The sequence below is a fragment of the Providencia sp. PROV268 genome (assembly GCF_028477805.1).
Classification (GTDB): domain Bacteria; phylum Pseudomonadota; class Gammaproteobacteria; order Enterobacterales; family Enterobacteriaceae; genus Providencia; species Providencia stuartii.
Genome location: NZ_JAMPLW010000006.1, coordinates 211,773 through 232,526, shown reverse-complemented (window position 1 = coordinate 232,526; position 20,754 = coordinate 211,773). Strand labels below are relative to the sequence as shown.

12 protein-coding genes and 1 pseudogene are annotated in these 20,754 nt (G+C 42.1%); 10 read left to right on the top strand and 3 right to left on the bottom strand.

Features of this window, described 5'->3' with window-relative positions:
* The first annotated feature begins 168 nt into the window (after positions 1 to 168).
* From rlmD to PR699_RS06185, 7 genes and pseudogenes are all read left to right on the top strand, one after another.
* Positions 169 to 1,500: a 23S rRNA (uracil(1939)-C(5))-methyltransferase RlmD gene (rlmD, locus tag PR699_RS06215; RefSeq protein ID WP_014656565.1), complete on the top strand. Its 1,332-nt coding sequence runs from the start codon at positions 169 to 171 to the stop codon at positions 1,498 to 1,500.
* 16 nt (positions 1,501 to 1,516) lie between these two features.
* Positions 1,517 to 3,754 (top strand): GTP diphosphokinase, encoded by a 2,238-nt coding sequence (gene relA, locus PR699_RS06210; protein WP_014656564.1) that lies wholly within the window; start codon positions 1,517 to 1,519, stop codon positions 3,752 to 3,754.
* Between the two features lie 83 nt (positions 3,755 to 3,837).
* Complete coding sequence (gene mazG, locus PR699_RS06205; protein WP_014656563.1) at positions 3,838 to 4,632, top strand: nucleoside triphosphate pyrophosphohydrolase; 795 nt, start codon at positions 3,838 to 3,840, stop codon at positions 4,630 to 4,632.
* Between the two features lie 38 nt (positions 4,633 to 4,670).
* Positions 4,671 to 4,985 (top strand): annotated as a pseudogene (locus PR699_RS06200) (ATP-binding cassette domain-containing protein); the annotation flags it as partial.
* A 607-nt stretch (positions 4,986 to 5,592) separates the two neighbouring features.
* Positions 5,593 to 7,230, top strand: a complete 1,638-nt coding sequence (pyrG, locus tag PR699_RS06195; protein ID WP_004922482.1) for a glutamine hydrolyzing CTP synthase — start codon at positions 5,593 to 5,595, stop codon at positions 7,228 to 7,230.
* Positions 7,231 to 7,293: 63 nt separating this feature from the next.
* Complete coding sequence (eno, locus tag PR699_RS06190; RefSeq protein WP_004922479.1) at positions 7,294 to 8,595, top strand: phosphopyruvate hydratase; 1,302 nt, start codon at positions 7,294 to 7,296, stop codon at positions 8,593 to 8,595.
* Positions 8,596 to 8,914: 319 nt separating this feature from the next.
* The gene (locus tag PR699_RS06185) at positions 8,915 to 10,300 is read left to right on the top strand and encodes a DASS family sodium-coupled anion symporter (protein WP_004922475.1); all 1,386 of its coding nucleotides are present in this window, start codon (positions 8,915 to 8,917) and stop codon (positions 10,298 to 10,300) included.
* Between the two features lie 129 nt (positions 10,301 to 10,429).
* Here PR699_RS06185 and PR699_RS06180 read toward each other — a convergent pair whose 3' ends face one another.
* The 3 genes from PR699_RS06180 to PR699_RS06170 form a co-directional block, all read right to left on the bottom strand.
* Positions 10,430 to 11,359: a filamentous hemagglutinin N-terminal domain-containing protein gene (locus PR699_RS06180; protein ID WP_014656561.1), complete on the bottom strand. Its 930-nt coding sequence runs from the start codon at positions 11,357 to 11,359 to the stop codon at positions 10,430 to 10,432.
* Between the two features lie 414 nt (positions 11,360 to 11,773).
* Positions 11,774 to 14,935, bottom strand: a complete 3,162-nt coding sequence (locus PR699_RS06175; protein ID WP_004922465.1) for an efflux RND transporter permease subunit — start codon at positions 14,933 to 14,935, stop codon at positions 11,774 to 11,776.
* A gap of 15 nt (positions 14,936 to 14,950) precedes the next feature.
* Positions 14,951 to 16,138, bottom strand: a complete 1,188-nt coding sequence (locus PR699_RS06170) for an efflux RND transporter periplasmic adaptor subunit (RefSeq protein WP_004922461.1) — start codon at positions 16,136 to 16,138, stop codon at positions 14,951 to 14,953.
* A gap of 133 nt (positions 16,139 to 16,271) precedes the next feature.
* On the opposite strand from PR699_RS06170, the gene acrR reads away from it, so the two are divergent.
* The 3 genes from acrR (at position 16,272) to mscK (ending at position 20,749) form a co-directional block, all read left to right on the top strand.
* The gene (gene acrR / locus PR699_RS06165) at positions 16,272 to 16,922 is read left to right on the top strand and encodes a multidrug efflux transporter transcriptional repressor AcrR (RefSeq protein WP_004922458.1); all 651 of its coding nucleotides are present in this window, start codon (positions 16,272 to 16,274) and stop codon (positions 16,920 to 16,922) included.
* Between the two features lie 14 nt (positions 16,923 to 16,936).
* Positions 16,937 to 17,290, top strand: coding sequence for a DsrE/DsrF/TusD sulfur relay family protein (locus PR699_RS06160; RefSeq protein WP_004922455.1), 354 nt, complete (start codon positions 16,937 to 16,939; stop codon positions 17,288 to 17,290).
* Positions 17,291 to 17,371: 81 nt separating this feature from the next.
* Positions 17,372 to 20,749, top strand: coding sequence for a mechanosensitive channel MscK (gene mscK / locus PR699_RS06155; RefSeq protein WP_237713173.1), 3,378 nt, complete (start codon positions 17,372 to 17,374; stop codon positions 20,747 to 20,749).
* Positions 20,750 to 20,754: the final 5 nt, after the last annotated feature.

Sequence of the window (20,754 nt, the reverse complement as noted above, 5' to 3'; positions counted from 1 at the left end):
TATATTCTGCTGACTAGGTGATATGCACTAGTAGACGCTATAGTTACGCGTAGGTAGAGCTTAAAGTCAGTGTGTTGTCGCGTATCTTATGCCAGTGAGAGAGCATCTCTTTAACCAAAGAGAATATAAAATTATTTTCTGAAACTTAACACCTCGTAGTGACAAATTATGGCCCAATTTTACTCGCCAAACCGCCGTACCACCCAACGCCGTCAAATAACGGTGACAATCGATAGTCTAGATGCAGCAGGTCAAGGAGTTGCACGCTCTAATGGTAAAGCGATTTTCGTAGAAGGGCTTCTACCCGGTGAACAAGCGCTAATTGAATTGGTTGAAGAGAAAAGCCGCTTTGCGAAAGCAAAAGTGGTTAAACGTTTAAGTACCAGCCCACAACGGGTTAAGCCACAGTGCCGTTATTTTAATCAATGTGGTGGCTGCCAGCAGCAGCACATTGATATTTCTCTACAAAGAGAAAGTAAAGCCAATGCATTACAGCATCTAATCGCCCGAGAAACTGGGGTTCAAAAAGAAGCCAAGCCCATTATTTTTGGTGAACCTTATGGTTACCGCCGTAGAGCGCGTCTTGGATTACAGTATCAAAATAAAAGCAAACACCTGTTAATGGGGTTTCGCCAAACTCAATCGAATACCTTGGTCGATATCAAGCAGTGCCCTGTACTGCATCACGATCTTGAACGATTGATCCAACCACTATCTGACTGCTTAAATCAGCTAAAAGCTGCACCAAAACTCGGCCATGTGGAGTTGATCCGAGCAGATAATAGCCTCATTGTCTTACTGCGCCACCTTGTACCATTGGCTCCCTCCGATCAGCAGCTGCTTAAAAGCTTTGAACAGCAACATGAGGTCTGTGTTTGGTTAGCAGGGGATGAACATAGCTTACATCCGTTAAGCGCTTCTACCGTGATACCCGAATATCAGGTTGCTGGGGAAATGTTACAGTTCAGCCCATTAAACTTTATTCAAGTCAATAGTGACATCAATCAGAAAATGGTTGCTCAAGCACTTGAATGGTTGGATCTGCATCCACATGATCGAGTTTTAGATTTGTTTTGTGGCATGGGGAATTTTACATTGCCTATCGCGAGGCGAGTCAAAGCCGTGGTTGGTGTTGAAGGTGTCGAAAATTTAGTCAAACAAGCGAGAAATAACGCGCAGCGCAATTCAATTGGTAACGCGACCTTCTATAATGAAAACTTAGAGGCGCAAATCCATACTCAGCCATGGGCAGCTGAAGGGTTTAATAAGGTATTGTTAGATCCTGCTCGAGCGGGCGCCGCTGGCGTAATGGAACATTTAGTTAAACTGATGCCCGAAAAAATTGTCTATGTTTCTTGTAACCCGACCACTTTGGCACGGGATAGCAAAATTTTGCTTCAAGCGGGATATCAGTTAGTACAACTGCGGATGTTGGATATGTTTCCGCATACCAGTCATCTGGAATCAATGGCGCTATTTATCAATAGCCCAGAGGGTTAACAGGTAGGGAGAATATATGGTTGCTGTAAGAAGTGCACATCTTACCCCAGCAGGTGAGTTTGCCCCAGAAAAATGGGTAAGCGGGCTGGGCCTAAATAATCCACAATCAGAACAAAAACTTATCCATACCTGGCAGTATTGTCATGAAAAATTAGCAGGGCAAGAAACGGCACCCCTACTGCTATGGCGTGGGATCGAGATGACCGAAATACTCTCGACGCTGAGCATGGATATCGGTAGCTTACAAGCCGCACTGCTATTTCCGTTAGTTGAAGAGAAACAGCTCGATGAACAAGCGGTAATTGATGATTTCGGTCAATCAATTTATGAGCTGGTAAAAGGTGTCCTTGAAATGGATGCCATCCGCCAATTAAAGGCGACACAGTCGGGGGAAACTAGCTCCGTTCAAGTGGATAATATTCGTCGCATGTTACTGTCGATGGTTGAAGATTTCCGCTGTGTTGTTATCAAGCTAGCCGAACGCATTGCGCATCTACGCGAAGTGAAAGATGCGACAGAAGATGAGCGCGTATTAGCCGCTAAAGAGTGTTCCAATATCTATGCGCCATTGGCCAACCGCTTGGGTATCGGTCAACTCAAATGGGAATTGGAAGATTTTTGTTTCCGTTATTTGCACCCAGAAGAATACAAGAAAATTGCGAGTTTATTGCATGAGCGCCGTATTGATCGCGAAGAGTATATCGATAACTTTGTGACCACATTGCGCAAAAAAATGCTGAAAGAGAATATTCAAGCTGAAATTTATGGGCGTCCCAAGCATATTTACAGCATTTGGCGCAAAATGAAGAAAAAATCGCTAGCATTCGATGAGTTATTCGATGTTAGAGCGGTACGTATTGTCGTTGAACGTCTACAAGACTGCTATGCAGCGCTGGGGATAGTACATACCCATTTCCGTCATTTGCCGGATGAATTTGATGATTATGTCGCCAACCCTAAACCCAATGGCTACCAATCTATCCATACCGTAGTACTTGGGCCAAATGGTAAAACCCTCGAAATACAGATCCGCACCCGCCAAATGCATGAAGATGCAGAGTTGGGGGTTGCTGCACACTGGAAATATAAAGAGGGAGCAACAGGGGTTGGTAAAGGAAGCAGCTACGAAAACCGTATTGCATGGTTGCGTAAATTGATAGCATGGCAAGAAGAGATGGCTGATTCAGGTGAAATGCTTGATGAAGTGCGTAGCCAAGTTTTTGATGACCGCGTATATGTATTTACACCTAAAGGGGATGTTGTTGATTTACCTGCGGGGTCAACGCCACTCGACTTTGCTTATCATATCCACAGTGATGTTGGGCACCGCTGTATTGGCGCTAAAATTGGTGGTCGTATTGTACCGTTTAGCTATCAGTTACAGATGGGTGACCAAATTGAAATTATTACCCAAAAACACCCAAATCCAAGCCGTGACTGGCTCAACCCTAATTTAGGCTATGTGACAACCAGCCGGGGGCGCGCTAAGATCCATAACTGGTTCCGTAAGCAGGATAGGGATAAAAACGTGCTGGCGGGGCGTCAAATTCTTGATAACGAATTAGCGCACCTTGATATAGGTATCAAAGAGGCGGAAAAATTATTGATATCACGCTATAACGTCCATTCTCTTGATGAGGTCTTGGCCGGAATTGGCGGTGGTGATATTCGTATCAATCAATTAGTCAACTTCTTACAAAGTAAATTCAAGAAAACGTCAGCGGAAGAAGCCGATCGCGAAGCGATGAAGACGCTGGAAAGTAAAACTGCGGCGCCACGACCAGCTTCCCAAACGAATAGCAGTGGTCGCGTAGTTGTCGAAGGTGTGGGTAACCTAATGCACCATATCGCACGCTGCTGCCAGCCCATTCCTGGTGATGACATTGTTGGATTTATCACGAAAGGGAGAGGTATTTCTATCCATAGTGTTGATTGTGAACAGCTTGCTGAGTTACAGAGTCATGCACCAGAACGTTTAGTTGACGCGGTCTGGGGAGAAAACTACTCCAGTGGTTATTCGCTAGTGGTGCGTGTTGTTGCTAACGATAGAAGTGGGCTGTTACGTGATATCACAACCATCTTAGCTAACGAAAAAGTTAACGTACTTGGCGTTAGCAGTCGTAGTGATGTTAAACAGCAGTTAGCGACCATCGATATGACGATTGAAATTTATAACCTACAGGTATTGGCTCGAGTATTAGCCAAACTGAATCAATTGCCAGATGTGATCGAAGCGAAACGCCATTCTAAATAATCGTAACATCGTTATGCAGTAATAAACGATCCCATGTTATCCTTGCGAAACATGGGATTTTTATGGTTTAAAAAGGTCAAAAAATGAGTACGACAGCATCACAGCTTGAACGATTACTAGACATTATGGCGAAATTGCGTGATCCACAAACAGGTTGCCCGTGGGATACTCAACAAACGTTTAAAACGATTGCTCCTTATACGCTTGAAGAAACTTATGAAGTCATTGATGCCATTGAGCGTGAAGATTTTGATGACCTAAAAGGTGAATTAGGCGATTTGTTATTCCAAGTCGTGTTTTATGCGCAAATGGCGAAAGAGCAGTCACGTTTTGATTTTAATGATATTTGCCAAGCGGTTAGCGATAAACTAGAACGACGCCACCCGCATATTTTTGACGCGAAAAATCACCCTGATAGCAGTGTTGCACTGGCAGGGTGGGAAAAGCGTAAGTCTGCTGAACGTGCACAAAAGGCGCAATTTTCCATCCTTGATGATATTCCAAGCGCGCTACCTGCCTTAATGAAAGCCTATAAGATCCAAAAACGTTGTGCATCAGTGGGTTTTGATTGGGACACATTAGGGCCTGTAGTCGACAAGGTTCGCGAAGAGCTGGATGAAGTAATGGAAGAGGCCACTCAAGTGGTTGTTGATGAGCAGCGCTTAGAAGAAGAAATTGGCGATCTACTGTTTGCGACCGTGAATTTATCACGTCATCTAGGCCATAAACCCGAAATGGCACTTAACAAGGCCTGCCAGAAGTTTGAAAAGCGTTTTCGCCAAATAGAGTCACGTCTTGCACTAGAAGGTAAAACCACAGAAACCGCAACGCTTGAGGAGATGGAACAGCATTGGCAGCAAATTAAGCTCGCGGAATAATATTTGTTTTTAATGTGTTACCTTATTTTTTAAAATAGTTAGCATCAATACACGAGGAAATATCTTCATTTCCTAGAGGATATGAAACGATGATTGGTGATATAGGAAGTCCCCTTTCTGGAGGACAAAGGCAACGAATATCGATTGCAAGAGCACTTTATCGAGAACCTAAAATTTTGTTAATGGATGAAGCGACAAGTGATTTGGATGTAGAAAATGAGCGTAAAATAACGGAGGCGATTGCCTCACTACAAATTACCCGTATTTTTGTTGCCCATCGCCCTGAAATGATAAAGTCGGCAGATAAAATTTTTAATCTGCAATTAAATCGCTGGGTGTCACAATATGATTGACTATTATTGTTGCTGAAAAAGTCATCATAACTGCAAAGCAAGCTTAAGTTAACCTCATTAACATGCAATTAATACACGCTAGATTGCTGATCTTTTCTACGAGTTATACGAAAAATTTCACCTAATTTAATAAAACCATCTTAGTTCACTCTAGTTTTGCTGAAAGGATTTAGCTTTTGCGAAAAATATGCTAGCCTTAGGAGGTGTTTCTGTATAGAGACACTAATTAAAGAGAGGTGAAGTGTTATGAGTGGCATCATAACGCAAATTTGCTAACCTAAAATAGGTATATGATGAGTAAACTCACATTGCTATTTTACTTTAGGGAAAACAGTTTCTACGCTGTTGTGTCTCAAAAGCTATGGTAAGCAAAGTCACTTAATGGGTTAAATGGCTTGAGTGATAGCACTGTTGCTGTTTGCATGTTAATCAACCTTGTTTGGGGCTAGAAAATATTTTTTATTTTAACTAGCTGATATTAATGGAATATAGAGGAAAATTAACCTTATTATGCTTAGAACATTTGTAGCGAAATTAAGGTTCGGGTATACTGTTTTCCCGTCCTGTTATATCCATCATCTTTTAAACCTAAACTTTCAGGTTCAGCATGAAAACTAATTATATTTTTGTGACCGGCGGGGTCGTATCCTCTCTGGGTAAAGGCATTGCCGCAGCCTCTTTGGCGGCTATACTCGAAGCCCGTGGACTCAATGTCACCATTATGAAACTGGATCCGTACATCAACGTTGATCCAGGGACAATGAGCCCAACCCAACACGGGGAAGTTTTCGTTACAGAAGACGGCGCTGAAACTGACTTGGATTTAGGTCATTATGAGCGTTTCATCCGTACCAAAATGACGCGTCGCAACAACTTTACAACGGGGCGCGTTTATTCAGAAGTATTGCGCAAAGAACGTCGCGGAGACTATCTTGGCGCGACTATCCAAGTTATCCCTCATATTACCAATGAAATTAAAGACCGCATCATCCGTGGTGGTGAAGGTCATGATGTTGTTTTAGTCGAAGTTGGCGGAACAGTTGGTGATATCGAATCATTGCCATTCTTGGAAGCTATTCGTCAAATGGCGGCAGAAGTAGGGCGTGAACGCACACTCTATCTGCATCTGACTTTAGTTCCTTATTTGGCGGCAGCGGGTGAAGTGAAAACTAAACCAACTCAGCATTCTGTTAAAGAGCTGCTATCCATTGGTATTCAGCCAGATGTGCTGATCTGTCGTTCAGACCGCGTTATTCCTGCGAATGAGCGTGCAAAAATTGCACTGTTCTGTAATGTTCCTGAAAAAGCGGTTATTTCACTCAAAGACGTTGATTCCATCTACAAAATCCCTGGTATGTTGAAATCACAGGGCTTAGATGAGTATATCTGTAAGCGTTTCAATCTTGACTGCCGCGAAGCAAACCTTGCTGAATGGGAACAAGTGATTTATCAAGAAGCAAACCCTACTGGTGAAGTGACCATTGGTATGGTTGGTAAGTATGTTGAATTACCCGATGCTTATAAATCAGTTATTGAAGCTTTAAAACACGGTGGATTGAAAAATCGCCTAACTGTGAATATCAAACTGATTGATTCACAAGATATTGAAACTCGTGGTGTTGATCTATTAAAAGGCTTAGATGCTATCCTTGTTCCGGGTGGATTCGGTGAGCGTGGTATCGAAGGTAAGATCATGACAGCGAAATATGCACGCGAAAATAAAGTGCCTTATTTAGGCATTTGTTTAGGTATGCAGGTTGCCTTGATTGAATTTGCACGTAACGTTGCCAATATGGAAGGTGCAAACTCAACTGAGTTTGATGCAAACTGTAAATACCCAGTCGTTGCGCTAATTACTGAATGGCGTGATGAAAATGGTAACCTAGAAGTGCGTTCTGAAGAGAGCGATCTTGGTGGAACCATGCGTGTTGGTGGTCAACCATGCCACTTAGTTAAAGACAGCTTGGTTCGTGATATGTATGGTGCAGATACGATTGTTGAACGTCACCGTCACCGCTATGAAGTGAATAACCTGTTGCTAAAACGCATTGAAGATGCGGGGCTAAAAGTTGCAGGTCGTTCAGTGGATAACAAACTGGTTGAAATTATTGAAAATCCAAATCACCCATGGTTTGTGGCATGCCAGTTCCACCCTGAATTCACTTCAACGCCAAGAGATGGTCACCCATTGTTTGAAGGTTTTGTTAAAGCCGCTGGTAGCTACCAGAAAGGTGAGTTGAAATAAGATATGGCGGGGTAGGCAGATGTGCCTGCTCCCCACAATTTAACTTGTACTGAGGAAAACCTAATGTCCAAAATCGTTAAAGTGATCGGTCGTGAAATCATTGATTCTCGTGGTAACCCAACTGTAGAAGCTGAAGTTCATCTAGAAGGTGGCTTTGTTGGTTTAGCAGCCGCGCCATCAGGTGCATCTACAGGTTCTCGTGAAGCACTGGAACTGCGTGATGGTGATAAATCACGTTTTCTGGGCAAAGGCGTTCTGAAAGCGGTTGCCGCTGTTAATGGCCCAATTGCAGAAGCGCTGATTGGCCAAAATGCAAAAGACCAAGCGACTATCGATAAGATCATGATTGATCTAGATGGTACTGATAACAAATCTAAATTTGGTGCGAACGCGATTTTGGCTGTGTCATTAGCTAACGCGAAAGCGGCAGCAGCGGCAAAAGGTATGCCTCTTTATGAGCATATTTCTGACCTAAACGGTACTCACGGTCAATATTCAATGCCTCTGCCAATGATGAACATCATCAATGGTGGTGAGCACGCTGACAATAACGTCGACATTCAAGAGTTCATGATCCAGCCAGTTGGTGCTTCAACACTGAAAGACGCTGTTCGCATGGGTTCTGAAATTTTCCATCACCTAGCGAAAGTACTGAAAGCTAAAGGCATGAACACCGCTGTTGGTGATGAAGGTGGTTATGCGCCAAACCTAGAATCTAACGCTGCTGCACTAGGTGCTATTAAAGAAGCTGTTGAGCAAGCTGGTTATGTATTAGGTAAAGATGTCACTCTGGCGATGGACTGTGCGGCTTCTGAGTTCTATAACAAAGAAACTGGCAACTATGAGCTAAAAGGTGAAGGTAAAACCTTTACTTCTGAAGAGTTCACTCATTATTTAGAAGGTCTGACTAAAGAGTATCCAATCGTTTCTATCGAAGATGGCTTGAACGAATCTGATTGGGATGGTTTTGCATACCAAACTAAAGTGCTTGGTGACAAAATCCAATTGGTTGGTGACGATCTGTTTGTTACAAACACTAAGATCCTCAAAGAAGGTATTGAGAAAGGCATTGCTAACTCTATCCTGATTAAATTCAACCAAATCGGTTCTCTGACTGAAACATTGGCTGCTATCAAAATGGCGAAAGATGCGGGTTACACTGCGGTTATCTCTCACCGTTCAGGTGAAACTGAAGATGCAACCATTGCAGACTTAGCGGTTGGTACTGCGGCAGGCCAAATCAAAACAGGTTCTATGAGCCGTTCTGACCGTGTTGCTAAATACAACCAATTGATCCGCATTGAAGAAGCATTGGGTGACCGTGCTCCATTCAATGGTCTGAAAGAAGTTAAAGGCCAAGCATAATTTAAGCTAGGTTGAGTTATTTCTCAAAACGGGGAGCATTGTCTTCCCGTTTTTTATTAGCCCCCATCCCCCCATTTTTTTGTTTAAATTTCTTTATCTTTTGCTAAGGAATTACACGGACTCATCATTTTTTAGATGTTCACAAAATCGATAGTTTTTTATGTATCAAATGAAAAAAGTGTTTAATTGCGCGGTACAGCTCTCAATTTTGCATCATCTACATTTGAATTTCATTCGATTAACTCTATATTCCCCATACTGTAAATAAATATTAACAAGAGCTTGGGCACTAGGATGCTGATAAGCCAATGGAGTGAATATGGATGCTTCTGAATCTCTGAAACCTTCTGTTGGGCCAACGCCATCAAATGTAAAAGGTTGGGTGATTTTAGCGGTTGATATCGTATTGCTAATTTTACTTTTAAAATATTTACCATTTGATGATAAAGCGAATGCTGGGCTTGCAATGATGGTATTTATTGGTGTGCTTTGGTTGACTGAAGCGATACACGTTACTATCACTGCATTATGTATCCCAATCTTAGCGGTTGGTCTTGGTTTGATGAATACAGGCGATGCCTTGAAGTCATTTGCAAACCCAATTATTTTCCTATTTTTTGGTGGTTTTGCTTTGGCGACAGCGTTGCATATTCAAGGCCTAGACCGGCTGATCGCTAACCGTTTATTAATGGTAGCACGTGGGCGTTTATCCGTAGCCGTGGTGTTGCTATTTGGTGTAACGGCACTGCTATCAATGTGGATTAGTAACACGGCAACAGCCGCGATGATGCTACCCCTTGTGTTAGGTATCCTTTCTAATTTGGATGCGCGTCATGAACGTAACACCTTCGTGTTTGTTCTATTAGGTGTTGCTTATAGTGCGAGTATTGGTGGTTTAGGTACCATTGTTGGTAGTCCACCAAACGCAATCGCAGCTTCTGCACTTGGCTTGGATTTCTTGTCATGGATGAAATATGGCATTCCAATTATGGTTGTGCTGTTACCAATGATGTTTGTGCTGATGTTTATGATGCTACGTCCAAATTTGAAGCATCGCTTTGAATTAGAGCTAGAGCATGTGGAATGGAATGGTAAACGTATCACAGCGATGTGCATCTTTCTTATCGCGGTGCTGTGCTGGATCACTAGTACATTTATCAGTAAAGCATTAGGTGGCGTTAAAGATCTGGATACGATTATTGCCGTAAGTGCAGCAATCCTTATCGGGGTAACTGGTGTTGCGAGCTGGGCGCAAATCCAGAAAAACACGGAATGGGGCGTATTGATGCTGTTCGGTGGTGGTTTAACACTGAGCGCTATTCTAAGTTCGTCAGGTGCAAGTAAGATTATGGCTGACTGGATGCAAATGACTTTTGGTCAAAGCCATTGGTTCGTCATTATCTTAGCGGTCACTACGTTTATCATTATCTTAACGGAATTTACAAGTAATACAGCGAGTGCGGCGTTGTTAGTACCTATTTTTGCTACCGTAGCTGAAGCATTGGGCATGCCTGTTATGGCATTGACGATGATTATTGGTATTGGTGCATCTTGTGCCTTTATGCTACCAGTGGCAACACCGCCAAATGCTATTGTCTTTGGTTCTGGTTATATCAAGCAGATCGAGATGGTGCGTGTTGGTGCAGTGTTAAACGTTGCTTGTATTATTGTGATATCACTATTTGCTTGGTTCTTCTGGCTGTAATTCGAGTCAGTCATAACCGCAAAGTGATTGGAGGCCTCATATTGATGAGGCCTCCAGCTATTTAGCCCCGCTCGGCTTAAGGTAATAGTCAAAGAGTAAAGGAATAAAATGGCATTTTATACTCAATGATTATTCGACAGTTTGTCTCACCAACTCTTGCTGGTTGCTGCCAAGGCGTAATCGTCCTGTAAGGGCAAACTGGCTATCCCCCTGTAAAGAAAAGTTCATCGCTTCAATGAGACCTTTTATATCAATCTTATTTTGTGGACACATAAAGCTGTCCTTACATTGATATCGATGGCTTTCGAGTAAAATAGAACGCCCCGTCAGTTTACCATTTTCACTTAGTTCGAATTGGCTCCCTTCACTATGCAGTGTTGTTGCTTTGTATTTTGCTCCTGAAACCAGTAGACCTTCACGAATAGAGAGAGAAGCATTACCTGAGCTACTTAGATAGTTTTGGACGGCAGAGGTGATGTTGACAGCATTTTGTAGTTTTATACGGTCAGCGAATACATTGATTTTAGATAACTGTATAGGGTTAGCTTGTTGTTGATTAATGGTGACTTGACTACCGGGAGAGACGGTAAATTTTAATTGGCTATAGTCTTTTAATGGTTTCGGTAGCAGTTTTTTGGGATCTGTTTTGTCTTTAATAAACTGTCTTTCAAAATTCCCTGCGACCAATGATAGGCTAGCAATATTGCTTGCAGAGCCGTTGTTCCATGTAATGCCATTAGGATTAGCAATGACCAAGTTGGCTGTTTGGCCTTTTATACCAATGACCCCTTGAATATTTGTAGCTTCGCTCCCGGTCACTTCGGCAAGGATCATTTTAGCGGCTTTCCCACCGAGAGCGCTATTGTCGCTGATATCATTATTAAATACTAAACCATGTTCATTAGAAGAGAGTGTTTCAAAGCGGTTAAATGAAATATGGTTCTCTAATGGAGCGGTAATATTGATGACTTTGGCTTGAGTTGTGTTGGTGGATGCGATTGCGTAGTGGTAAAAGGTAAATAAAAATAACGAGGTAATACAACGGTAACGTAGTTGCATGGTGATGCTCCTTGCAATGAAAGATCCTATAAATTTAATTAAAGTATATCGGTAAGGGAAAGCAGTTAACCATATCAAAAAATATGGGGAGATAATCAAAAACAAAAAGAGTGAACATATAATAAATAAATTATTGCTTTGATTTAATAAGAGATATTTAACTTAAGGGTATGTGAGGTGAGATTGTAAACAATGACTATCAGTAGAGCCGCAAAGATACCTATTTCAATTAAGCGTTAATTTAAATGAATAATAATGATTATTTGGTGTTTAGTATCTCTTGTGGTATCGAATGGCATTGACTGCGTCAGGCGTTATAGGGAAGGGAAGAATAATGTCACGCTTAAGCTGACAAGTAATGCATTAAAAAGGGCCACTGTTGTGGCCCTTAGCGATTATTTTAGCTGAATATAATTATTCGGCTTTTTTGACTGGATGAGCATGCTCAAGCTCTTCTGTTTTTCCTGCAAAGCGGCGACGGATCACCACGTAGAATACAGGAACGAAGAAGATAGCCAGTGAGGTTGCAGCGAACATACCACCCAGAACGCCTGTACCAACGGAGTTCTGTGCTGCTGAACCTGCACCATTACTGAATACCAGTGGGATAACACCTAACATAAAGGCCAGTGATGTCATCAGAATGGGTCGTAAACGCATTTTCACAGCTTCTAATGTCGCTTCAACTAATCCTTTGCCTTCTTTTTCCATCAAGTCTTTGGCGAATTCAACAATCAATATTGCGTTCTTCGCCGACAGACCAATGGTTGTTAAGAGGCCCACCTTGAAGTAAACGTCGTTCGACAGTCCACGAACGGAGGTAAACAGTAATGCACCGATAATACCCAATGGAACAACCAACATAACAGAGAATGGTACAGACCAGCTCTCATATAGGGCTGCCAGACATAGGAAGACAACAATCAGTGAGATAGCATACAGGGCAGGTGCCTGGTTACCAGACAAACGTTCCTGATATGACATACCTGTCCACTCATAACCAATCCCTTTCGGTAGGTTTTCAGTTGTCAGTTTTTCCATCATCAGCATAGCATCACCCGTACTTTGACCAAATGCTGCTTGCCCTTGAATGTTCATTGAAGGAACACCGTTATAACGCTCTAAACGCGGTGAACCATATTTCCAAGGATCTTGAGATTCATCCAAGAAGGCAGAGAATGGCACCATGTTCCCTTCGGCATTTCGAACATACAATGAACTAATATCCGAAGGTAGCATACGGCTTTCTGCATCACCTTGTACGTAAACTTTCTTAACACGACCACGGTCGATAAAGTCGTTTACATAAGTACCACCGAAAATTGAACTAAGCGTTGCATTGATATCTGCAATAGCGACACCTTGTGCTTGCGCTTTTTGTTGATCAATATAGATACGGTATTGTGATGTATCATCTTGCCCGTTAGGACGAACACCTTGCAAAATTTCAGGGTGTTGAGCCGCTAAACCAAGTAACTGGTTACGTGCCGCCATTAAGGCATCATGTCCTAAGTTACCTTGGTCAACCAATTCAAAGTCAAAGCCGTTGGCCGTACCTAACTCAACAATAGCAGGTAGGTTAAAGGCGTAAATCAATGCTTCTTGCTTTTGTGATAGTGCAGCGTTTGCACGACCCACAATCGCTTCAACGTGGTTTTCATCGCCTTTACGTTCACTCCAATTCTTCAGAACCACGAATGCGAGACCCATGTTTTGGCCTTGACCCGCGAAACTGAATCCACCCACGGTAAAGACAGACTCAACGTTACGTTCTTCTTTGGTATGGAAGTAAGTGTTAACTTCATCCAGTACAGCTTGTGTTTGCTCTTGCGTTGATCCTGGTGGTAATTGAACCATCGCTAAGAATACCCCTTGGTCTTCTTCTGGTAAGAATGAAGAAGGAAGGCGGATAAACATTAACGCCATACCTGCCACTAATACGAGATAAATGAGCAAGTAACGGCCTGTACCATTCAACATGCGGCTAACACTATCAGTATAGTGGTGTGCTTGCTTTTCGAATGTACGGTTAAACCAGCCGAAGAACCCTTTTTGGCTACCATGACTGCCTTTTTTAATTGGCTTTAATATAGTGGCACAAAGTGCAGGGGTTAAGATCATTGCAACCAGTACCGATAAGATCATGGCTGAAACGATGGTAATGGAGAACTGACGGTAAATTGCACCTGTTGAGCCACCGAAGAAGGCCATTGGAACAAATACCGCGGACAGTACCATGGCGATACCCACCAACGCACCTTGAATTTGCCCCATGGACTTCTTGGTTGCTTCTTTTGGTGATAAACCTTCTTCTTGCATAACACGTTCAACGTTTTCAACCACAACGATGGCGTCATCCACGAGAAGACCGATAGCGAGTACCATCGCAAACATGGTTAAGGTGTTGATCGAGTATCCAAATGCGGCCAAGACGGCAAATGTTCCCAACAAGACGACAGGAACCGCAATTGTTGGTATCAATGTGGCACGAATGTTCTGTAAGAACAGATACATTACTACAACAACCAGCATGATTGCTTCAACGAGCGTTTTAACAACTTCGTTAATCGAAATCTTAACGAATGGCGTTGTATCATATGGATAAACAATTTCTAACCCTTCAGGGAAGAATGGTTCCATATTCGCTAGTGCTGCACGGACATTGTTCGCCGTATCCAGCGCGTTAGCGCCCGTCGCTAGCTTAATACCGATACCTGCTGCGGCTTTACCATTAAATCGCGCAATGGTGCTGTAGTTTTCAGCGCCAAGTTCAACCGTTGCTACATCTTTTAAACGTACTTGAGAACCGTCTTTATTGACTCGTAAGAGGATATTGGCGAATTCTTCAGGGTTGTTTAAACGGGTTTGTGCAATGATAGAAACGTTCAAGCGTTGGCCTGCAACTGGAGGTGTTCCCCCTAATTGACCTGCCGCCACTTGGTTGTTTTGTACTTTAATTGCATTGATAACATCGGTTGTTGTCATGTTGTACTTAACGAGCATTTCTGGTTTTAACCAGATACGCATCGCATATGGCGTACCAAACAACTGTGTTTCACCAACACCATTAACACGGCTAAGTGGGTCTTTAATATTAGAGCCAACGTAGTCGGCAATATCATATTGTCCCATTGAGCCATCGGCAGAAACGAAGCCGGCTACCATTAAGAATGAGCTGGTAGATTTATCAACGCTAATACCTTGTTGCTGTACTTCTTGGGGAAGTAATGGCATCGCGAGCTGAAGTTTGTTTTGCACTTGAACCTGTGCAATGTCGCCATCCGTACCGGCTTCAAACGTCAGCATGATATTAGCAGAACCTGATGAATCACTGGTTGATGACATATACACCAAGTTATCGATACCATTCATATTCTGTTCGATAACCTGAGTCACTGTGTTCTGTACCGTCGATGCATCGGCGCCCGGATAGTTTGCCGAGATAGAAACAGACGGCGGTGCAATGGTCGGATACTGTGCCACAGGTAACTTGATAATTGCCAACAGACCAGCAAGCATAGTAATAATAGCAATTACCCATGCAAAAATTGGTCTTTCTATAAAAAACTTAGGCATTAATCAACCGCTCCCTTACTTAGACTTTTGTTCAGGTTGTGCCTGATTGTCTATAGATTGCGCTTCTAAATTAGCTTCCTTAGGAACGACAACAAGACCTGGTTTGATTTTTTGGAGGCCAATCACAATAACGCGATCGCCATCTTGCAAACCATCAGTGACTAGCCATTTGTTGCCTACAGCTTGTGCTGTTTTTACTTTTCGGACTTCAACTTTATCGTCTTTACCTACCACCATGACTTGAGCGTCACCTTGTGGAGTACGAGCCAAACCTTGTTGAGGAACCAAAATCGCTTTTTCCATGACACCATCTTCTAAGATAGCGCGCACAAACATTCCTGGCATAAGCTCTTTATTTGGGTTCGGGAAGACTGCTCTCATTGTGATTGAACCTGTTGTTTCATCCACAGTGACATCAGAGAATTCCAGAGCACCTTTTTGGGCATACTCTTGGCCATTATTAATGACTAAGCTCACAGGGGCTTTGCCCGGCTCTTTTTGTAGAGCGCCTTTTTCTATCTCGTTACGTAGACGCAAGAAATCTTCACTGGATTGCGTCACATCAACATAGATAGGGTCAAGCTGTTGAACTCGCATCAACTCAGTGGCTTGACCAGAAGAAACTAAAGCACCTTCGGTGACATTTGATTTCCCCGTGCGACCACTGATTGGCGCAGTAACTTTGGTATAGTTCAGATTAATACGCGCAGTTTCAACGGCAGCTTCTGCTGCTTTCACAGCCGCTAAAGCTTGTGCATAAGTTGATGTTGCCTGATCGTATTCTTGCTGACTAATGTAATTAGTACCTAAAAGTGGCTTGTAGCGTTTTACCGTCAAACCGGCCAAATTTGCATTAGCTTGCGCTTTAGCAAGTTCAGCTTTCGCACTATCATAAGTGGCTTGGAAAGGCGCTGGATCTATCTGATATAAAGACGTTCCGGCCTCAACATCGCTACCTTCTTTGTAGTTACGTTTGAGTATAATGCCACTTACCTGTGGACGGACCTCTGCGACACGATATGCGGATGTACGTCCAGGTAATTCGGTCTTGATAGTCAGAGGTTCGGCTTTTAGCGTAACAATTCCTACTTCAGGCGCCGGGCGTTCACCGCCACCTTTCTGTTCATCGTTACAACCTGATAAAGCTAAGCCACCTGAAAGAACCAACAGAGCCAGAGGTAACACCCCTCTGTTTTTTCGCATAAGTTAACCTCAATTAATCAACATGAGTAAAAAACAATATAAGAAAAATGGTAAACAATAAGATTTATCACTATGCTATAGTACAAACATACACGAATGTATGTAAATCAGCTTTGTCGATAAACGAGTTACAATGGCACGAAAAACTAAACAACAGGCCGAAGAAACCCGTCAGGAAATTTTAGATGCTGCCATCAAAACCTTTTCTGAACGAGGTGTATCGGCGACATCTTTAGCCGATATTGCCAAATCCGCTGGTGTGACCCGCGGAGCGATATACTGGCATTTCAAAAATAAAGTCGACCTATTCCACCAAGCTTGTGAGTTTAGTGACAGTCAAATACAACAGGCCGAAAATTATTATCGTTTGAAGTATAGTAATGATCCACTGGCAATTCTAAAAGAAATTTTAGTTTATATTTTGACAGATTTTATTGAAAGCCCTAAAAACCGCGCTTTGATGGATATTCTGTTCCACAAGTGTGAATTGGTAGGGGAAATGGCGGCCATTGTTGATTTAAAAAAAGAGAATTACGTTGCTAGCCATCATCGTATCATTGAACTCCTACGCCATTGTGTTGAAGCAGGGCAACTCCCAGCTAATCTCGATTTAGAGTGTGGGGCAATTATGATCCGCGCCATGATGGCTGGGTTACTTGAAAACTGGTTATTGCAGCCTGATAGTTTTAAGATACATAAACGTACGGAAATATTGGTGGAAACGATGCTAGAAACATTGAAATACAGTCCATCATTACGCGTAAAAACGGATCAGACTGAATAACCGGAGAAAATACCATGTCATCAATTTTGATTATTGCTAATGGCGCCCCTTATGGTAATGAAACTTTATTTAACTCATTACGTTTGGCGATTACACTCAAAGAGCAGCACCCACAAACAGAACTGAAAGTGTTTTTAATGTCAGATGCGGTTACAGCGGGTCTTAAGGGGCAAAAGCCGAAAGAAGGTTATAATATTCAACAGATGTTGGAAATTCTAACGGCACAGCAAGTGGCGGTGAAATTATGCAAAACCTGCACAGATGCACGTGGTGTGAGTGAACTTCCCTTAGCCGATGGCGTGGAAATTGGCACTTTAGTTGAACTTGCAGCTTGGACATTAGAAGCAGATAAAGTTCTGACATTTTAAAAATATAATGTGCTGTTAACAAAAGTTAGCAGTACATTATTGACTCAACAAGATACAAAAAAACCTTTTATGGGTTCATCCATGCAGACGACTAAATATCAATGGGTTCGGCAATTCATCATGATTTGCGCACTCTTTATGTTGCTTTTTTCTGGCTATAGCCATGCGGTGGTAAATAGCTCTCTTCCAAATAAAAATGATATTCAAAATAAACTGAATACATTAAATAAAAAAAGCCATCCGAGTGCTGAAGATAAACTGGCTATTGCAGATATTGAAAAGTCGCTGGGTTTTTATGATGAGTTAAACAAACTTGATAGCAAGTCGGATGAACTACAAAAAAGTCTAGATAGAGCGGGTGAAGATGCAAGGCATGCTGTTCGTGCTTTGCAGCAGCTTAAAAAGAGTAGCGAAGAAGATGCACTGAATTTTGCTAATAGCATCAAAAACATTCCCCAAAGTCAGCTGGAAACTATGCTCAGTAATACCTTAGAGCAGCTACAAGCAGAGCAAAATGATTTGGCTAGCTATAATAGCTATTTAATTAGTTTGCAAACTCAGCCTGAAAGGGCGCAAACCATCATGTTGGAGAATGCTCGTCGGTTACAAGAAATTCGCAATGAATTAAATAATGTATTTAATGACTCGGCAAAGTTACGCGATACGCAAATTGAGCTACTGCAAATAGAGCAGAATTATTTGCAACAACAAAATGAATATCAAAAGCGGGTATTACAAGGCAATACTCAGTTGCAAGAAGTATTACAAAAGCAACGTGACTATACGATTTTTTATATCGAACAACTTGAAAAACGGATTGAATTGCTTCAATCCTATATCAGTGATAAACGGCTTAATGACTCTGAAGCAACGGCAAGAGAAGCACAAACCTCCACTGAAAGCGATTTACAACTAAAACAAAACCCATTAATTCAAAAAGAATTAGCGATGAATAATGCCCTGAGTGAGCGCTTGATTGAAGTCACTCAAGGAAATAACCGCATGGTACAAAATAGCATTCGCGTGAAAGCGTGGCTAGAACGAGCAACGCAATCAGAACGCAACTTGAAAGAGCAAATTAATGTCCTACGTGGAAGCCTATTGTTATCGCGTATTTTATTCCAGCAACAAATTGACCTTCCTGATGATATTTTAACCAAAAATCTGCCTAATACGATTGCTGATTTACGTCTGGAGCAGTTTGACGTTAATCAACAACGTGACGCTTTATACCAAGTGAATAATTATATTGCGAATATAGAAAAGCAATTAGCAGAAAAATCAGGCGCTGAGCAAGGTAATAGCCAATTACTTTCCACAGAAGATAAAGAGGCATTAACGAAGCTGCTGGATGTAAGGCGTGAATTACTAGATGAATTAAACCTGCAATTAGGTAACCAAATTTCTCAGGCCATTAATTTGCAGCTCGACCAAAAACAGTTATTGAGTGTAGTGAGTTCACTGGAACATACGTTGGCGCAACAAATTTTCTGGGTAAACAGTAATAAGCCGATCGACCTTACTTGGGTCAGTGCATTTCCAGAAGCGGCAACACAACAAATCAATAAGTTTGATTTTAGCCTGTCAAAAGGCAGCATCAAAAAAGGAATAACAAACTCATTATTTGTCGTTGTTCCACTGCTATTATTGGCGTTAGTGTTTGTTTGGTTATACCACAAAATTTCGGCTCGCCTACAACAGATAAATCAAAGCTTATCTAGCTTAAGGCAAGATAGTTTATTAAATACGCCATTCGCGCTGTTCTTGACTCTTTTGCAAACCTTACCGACGGCGTTAGTGCTGGTGGCTTTAGGTTATTGGTTTTTAAAAACGGGTAATGTTCAAGGCGAATTTGTTTGGGCGCTCTGTTTGCAATTAGCCACTTTTTGGGTGTTATTTGAATTAACTTGGCGTGTGTTAAAACCCAAAGGAATTGCAGAAAAACATTTTGGTATTGACCCCAAATTTGCCGCACAAACACGGCGTCGAGTAACGCGTCTGTCACTGCCTTTATTGCCATTAATTTATTTTTCTACGTATGGGGTGATTAATCCTCTAAAAGTTTCTGAAGACGTGATTGGGCAATTAATTGTTTTATTGTCATTGTTGATGCTGTTTATTTTTACATTGCCATTTTGCAAACATATTTGGAAAGAGAAGGGCAGCCATTTAACGCGTTCAGTAGTGATAACAATATTAACGTTCTCGCCTTTGGTATTGATTGGTTTAATGATGGCTGGGTACTACTATACAACGTTGCGTCTTGCTAATCGTTGGTTAGATAGCCTGTATTTATTGCTGCTTTGGTATATCACTTATAATGCGTGTTTACGTGGTCTAACATTAGTGGCTCGGAAACTCGCTTATCAACGCGCAATTGAGCGTCGTAAAGCACAAAACCAAGAGGAGAGTGAGAACGAGCCAATTAAAGAGCCACCAATGACGATTGAGCTTATTAGCCAACAATCATTGCGCTTAACCACAATGGTCTTGTTTATTATCTTTGCATTAGGTTTTTATGCCATTTGGTCTGATTTCATTACTATTTTCTCATTTTTAGATAGTGTTGATTTATGGCATTACACAGCAACGACCGCCGAAGGTAGCAATACCTTACAGTCGGTGACCTTAGCAAACTTATTATTGGCTATGGTGATTATTGTGGTGGCATGGATCATGACTCGTAACTTACCGGGATTATTAGAGGTTTTAGTATTATCACGGTTAAAATTACGTCAAGGCTCAACCTACGCGATCACGACAATTTTAACTTACATTATTGTCGGGATCGGGGCGATAACTTCTCTAGGTATGCTAGGTATCACATGGAGCAAATTGCAATGGTTAGCGGCCGCATTAACGGTTGGTTTAGGTTTTGGTTTGCAGGAAATCTTTGCTAACTTTGTTTCCGGGATCATTTTGTTATTTGAGCGCCCGATCCGTATTGGCGATACCGTGACTATCGGCACCTACTCAGGTACGGTGAGTAAGATCCGTATTCGAGCAACAACCATAATTGATTTTGATCGCAAAGAAGTGATCATCCCAAATAAAGCATTTGTAACGGAACGTCTAATTAACTGGTCGCTTTCAGATACCGTCACGCGGATCACGGTTGCACTTGGTGTGGCATACGGCTCTGATCTCGATAAAGTGAAACAAGTGCTACTTAATGCGGCGACATCGAATAGTAAGGTGATGACAGATCCTGCACCAGCGGTATATTTCACAGGATTTGGGGCGAGCACCTTAGATCATGAATTGCGTTTTTATGTACGCCAAATTGGTGATAGAGGAACGACCAGCGATGAAGTACATCGTTCAATCGACAGGTTATGCCGTGAAAACGATATCAATATCGCCTTTAACCAACTAGAAGTTCACCTTCATAATGACCAAGGTGAAGTGATCCAAGAAATTAAGCGTGACCCAAATTTAAAGAAAGGGGATAACGATTAACACGG

What these genes read in the sequence shown, in the direction of transcription:
- rlmD (WP_014656565.1), top strand. Translation starts at nt 169, where the DNA reads ATGGCCCAATTTTACTCGCCAAACCGCCGTACCACCCAACGCCGTCAA.
- relA (WP_014656564.1), top strand. Translation starts at nt 1,517, where the DNA reads ATGGTTGCTGTAAGAAGTGCACATCTTACCCCAGCAGGTGAGTTTGCC.
- mazG (WP_014656563.1), top strand. Translation starts at nt 3,838, where the DNA reads ATGAGTACGACAGCATCACAGCTTGAACGATTACTAGACATTATGGCG.
- pyrG (WP_004922482.1), top strand. Translation starts at nt 5,593, where the DNA reads ATGAAAACTAATTATATTTTTGTGACCGGCGGGGTCGTATCCTCTCTG.
- eno (WP_004922479.1), top strand. Translation starts at nt 7,294, where the DNA reads ATGTCCAAAATCGTTAAAGTGATCGGTCGTGAAATCATTGATTCTCGT.
- PR699_RS06185 (WP_004922475.1), top strand. Translation starts at nt 8,915, where the DNA reads ATGGATGCTTCTGAATCTCTGAAACCTTCTGTTGGGCCAACGCCATCA.
- PR699_RS06180 (WP_014656561.1), bottom strand. Translation starts at nt 11,359, where the DNA reads ATGCAACTACGTTACCGTTGTATTACCTCGTTATTTTTATTTACCTTT.
- PR699_RS06175 (WP_004922465.1), bottom strand. Translation starts at nt 14,935, where the DNA reads ATGCCTAAGTTTTTTATAGAAAGACCAATTTTTGCATGGGTAATTGCT.
- PR699_RS06170 (WP_004922461.1), bottom strand. Translation starts at nt 16,138, where the DNA reads ATGCGAAAAAACAGAGGGGTGTTACCTCTGGCTCTGTTGGTTCTTTCA.
- acrR (WP_004922458.1), top strand. Translation starts at nt 16,272, where the DNA reads ATGGCACGAAAAACTAAACAACAGGCCGAAGAAACCCGTCAGGAAATT.
- PR699_RS06160 (WP_004922455.1), top strand. Translation starts at nt 16,937, where the DNA reads ATGTCATCAATTTTGATTATTGCTAATGGCGCCCCTTATGGTAATGAA.
- mscK (WP_237713173.1), top strand. Translation starts at nt 17,372, where the DNA reads ATGCAGACGACTAAATATCAATGGGTTCGGCAATTCATCATGATTTGC.